The organism is Tahibacter sp. (genome assembly GCF_035481375.1).
Classification (GTDB): Bacteria; Pseudomonadota; Gammaproteobacteria; order Xanthomonadales; family Rhodanobacteraceae; genus Tahibacter.
On sequence record NZ_DATIGT010000257.1, the window covers coordinates 1 to 3,572 of the forward strand.

Below are 3,572 nucleotides of genomic sequence, written 5' to 3' on the forward strand. Positions count from 1 at the left end.
GCTGCCGTCCGCACGCTGATTCGACGAAAACCCCGCGTGAGTTCACGCGGGGTTTTTTCGTTGCGGTCCGTGCGGCGGCGCGACGTCGTTTCGCGTCAGAGCCACGCACCGTAGCGGCGCTGGTACAGCGTCTTGCCGATCTGCACGGCGACGCAGTATTCGAACAGGATCAGCGCGAGCCACGCGAAGTACGCTGCCGGCAGCTGCACGAGGCCGATCGCGGCGCCGAAGCCGGTGAACGGCAGGGCGAGGCCGATGCACGCGATGACTGCCGTCGCCGCGACGAGCGGCCACGACGCGACGCTCTGCACGAGCGGCAGATGGCGCGTGCGGATCATGTGCACGATCAACGTCTGCGACAGCAGGCTTTCGACGAACCAGCCGGTCTGGAACAGCGCCTGCGCCGACGGCGCGCGCGCGTCGAACGTGTGCCACATGAGCGCATAGGTCAAGAGATCGAAGGCCGAACTCACCGGGCCCATCCATAGCGTGAAGCGCGGAATCGACGCCGGATCCCAGCGCTGCGGCCCGGCGCAGAAATCGTCGTCGACGCGGTCCCAGGGAATCAGCAGCTGCGACAGGTCGTACAGCAGGTTCTGCACGAGAAGCTGGATCGGCTGCATCGGCAGGAACGGCAGGAAGGCGCTGGCGACAAGCACCGAGAGCACGTTGCCGAAGTTCGCGCTCGTCGTCATCTTGATGTACTTCATGATGTTGCCGAACATGCGCCGTCCTTCGGCGACGGCCCGCGCGACGACGAGCAGGCTCGGATCGAGCAGGATGAAATCGGCGGCTTCGCGTGCGACCGGCGATGCCGTGTCGACCGAAATGCCGACATCGGCGTCGCGCAGCGCGCTTGCGTCGTTGACGCCGTCGCCGAGGAATCCGACCGTGTGCCCTCGCGTCCGCAGCGCGCGCACGACGCGCGCCTTCTGCGCCGGCGTGGTTTTCACGAACACGCTGGCGCGCGCCGCCGCTTCGGCGAGTTCGGCATCGTCGAGCCTGTCGATGCGCGAACCGGCCAGCACGGCGTCGACGGTAAGCCCGACGCGGTCGGCGACGCCGCGCGCCGGACGTTCGCCGTCGCCGGTGACGATCTTGATCGCGATGCCGCTGCGCTGCAGAAGGGTTATCGCTTCGGCGGCGTCGCCGCGTACCGGATTCTCGAACGCAAGAAAGCCGCGCAGCACGAGACCGCATTCGTCGGCGACGCCATAGCTGCCGCGAGACCCGTCGGCGAACTCGCGTGTCGCGACCGCGATCACCCGCGCGCCGTCGGCTTCGAGATCGCGACGCAGGCGCTGTGCGGCGGCGCGCGACTCGGGCGTCAGCGCGATGCGCAGGCCGTCGCGTTCGCGGCTCGTGCAGACCGCGAGGATTTCGTCGGCGGCACCCTTGGCGATCAGCAGCGAAACGCCGCGCGCATCGTGCGTTTCGCGGACGACGACGGAGACGCGGCGCCGGTCGAAATCGAACGGAATCTCGGCGATGCAGGCGAACGATTCCGCGGCCGGCATGCCGCCGCGAAGCAGCGCCCGGTCGAGCGGATCGTCGCCGCTGCGGAACGCGCCGTGCAGACGCGCGAGTTCGAGCACGCGCGCATCGTCGCGGCCGGTCGCATCGAGACTCTGCCGCAGCAGGATCTCGTCCTGCGTCAGCGTGCCGGTCTTGTCGACGCAGAGCACGTCCATCGCGCCGATGTCCTGGATCGCGTTGAGGCGTTTCGTGATGACGCGATGCGCGGCCAGCCGCGATGCGCCGCGCGCGAGCGCGCCGGTCACGACGACGGGCAGCATCTCCGGCGTCAGTCCGACGCCGACGGCGAGCGCGAACGTGAATGCTTCGGCCCAACTGCCCTTGATCAGGCCGTTGAGCAGCAGCACGACGGGAACCAGGACGAGCGTGAAGCGGATCAGCATCCAGCTGACCGCGCGCACGCCGCGATCGAAACTCGTGGCCGTCGACGCGCGGCGCCCGCTGGCCGCGAGCGCGCCGAGGTAGGTGTCGTCGCCGGTCGCCGCGACGACCGCCAGTGCGCTGCCGCTGACGACGCTCGTGCCGAGGCAGCAGATGTTCGGCAGGTCCGGAATGCTGCCGCCTGCGATTTCCGCAGCGCCGTCCGGCGAGTTCCAGTGCGTTGCGGACTCATGCTTCGCGACGGATTCCGCTTCGCCGGTCAGCGATGCCTGACTCAATCGCAGTGCGCGCGCCGACAGCACGCGGACGTCGGCCGGCACGAGATCGCCGGCGCGCAGATGCACGAGGTCGCCGCGCACGAGGGCATCGACGGGAACCTCGATGCTGTCGGTGCGGCGCCAGCCTGCGGCCGATGCGCTGCGATCCGTGCGCCTGACCACGACGGCGGTGGCGGGCACCATGGCTTCGAGTTCGCGCAGCGCGCGCGCGGAGCGCGTTTCCTGGATGAATCGCATGACCGTGCCGAGGCTGATCGTCAGCGTCAGCACGAGCGCGACGGCGCCGAGATCGTCGAGTACGGCCGCGACCAGCGCGAGTGCGCTCAGCAGCAGGTTGAACGGGCTCGGATAGCAGGCGGCCAGCTGCAGATACCAGGCGCGAGGCGCGCCGCGGCCCAGCCGGTTCGGGCCGGCGGCGTCGAGCCGGCGTTGCGCCTCGCCGGCGTCGAGCCCGGCGGCGTCGGCACCGAGCATCGCGAGTGCGTCATCGTGCGCGGCGAGGCTGAGTTCGCGCAGGCGCAGACTTGCGCGCTGCGGTGCCGACGGCGTGTGTGGCTGCGGCATCGCCGTGTGCGCCGCTCCGCGGCGCGCGGCGTCGCCGGCGGAACGGGGAATCGCCACCGGCGTTTTCTCCTAGCGCGCCGCGACGCCGCGTCGTGCACGCCGGCGCGCGGGCACCGGCATCACGACCGCGCGAAGCGTTGCGGCATCAGGGCCAGCATCCGCCGGTGGTCGGCGTCCGCGCGCCGGTCTGCGCGACGGTCAGGCTGCCGCAGGGGTCGCGTTGCTGTCCGCCCTGCGGCACGGCCTGCAGCGTGAAGCCGGTCTGCGTGCGCGCGGTGAATGCGATCCGGTAGTGGACCGTGGCACCGGTTCTCGGCGACTGATCCATCGGCGCGGCGAGCGTGAACGTCCGGTAATCGCGGTCGACCGTGAACTGGCGTTCGAGCAGCTGCGCGATTTCCATGAGGTCGGCCTTGGCCTGTGCGCGCCGGCTCGCGCGCACGTGCTGCTGGTAGGACGGAAACGCGACCAGCGCCAGGATCGCGACGATCGCGACGGCGATGACGAGTTCGATCAGGGTGAAGCCTTTCTGTTTCATGGGCGTCTCGTTGGCCTGAGGTTCAATCGTCAGTGCACCTGGCGCCAGGAGACCCGGCCGCACGGGATCGGCGCCTGGATCGCCTTGTTCGCGGTGTTCGGATAGGTCCACATGCAGCGCGTCGTGCTGACTGCAGGCGGGGTGAACGTGCAGGCCGGATCGTTGGGATCGCACGGAATCGACGGCAGCGCGGGCGGCGGCTGTATCGACACGACGGGATTGGGTTCGCCCTGGGGAGCCCCCGAGCCGATGTCGGTGCCGCCGGCGAGCGGCGG

Annotated in this window: 3 protein-coding genes; all 3 read right to left on the bottom strand. The window is 70.0% G+C overall.

Annotated elements, in window-relative coordinates; genetic code table 11:
- Nucleotides 1-95: 95 nt before the first annotated feature.
- Complete coding sequence (gene mgtA, locus VLF18_RS16785) at nt 96-2,816, bottom strand: magnesium-translocating P-type ATPase (protein WP_325280777.1); 2,721 nt, start codon at nt 2,814-2,816, stop codon at nt 96-98.
- A gap of 88 nt (nt 2,817-2,904) precedes the next feature.
- Nucleotides 2,905-3,297, bottom strand: a complete 393-nt coding sequence (locus VLF18_RS16790; protein ID WP_325280778.1) for a type IV pilin protein — start codon at nt 3,295-3,297, stop codon at nt 2,905-2,907.
- Between the two features lie 29 nt (nt 3,298-3,326).
- The coding region (locus tag VLF18_RS16795) for a hypothetical protein (protein ID WP_325280779.1) at nt 3,327-3,572 on the bottom strand (246 nt) is incomplete at its 5' end.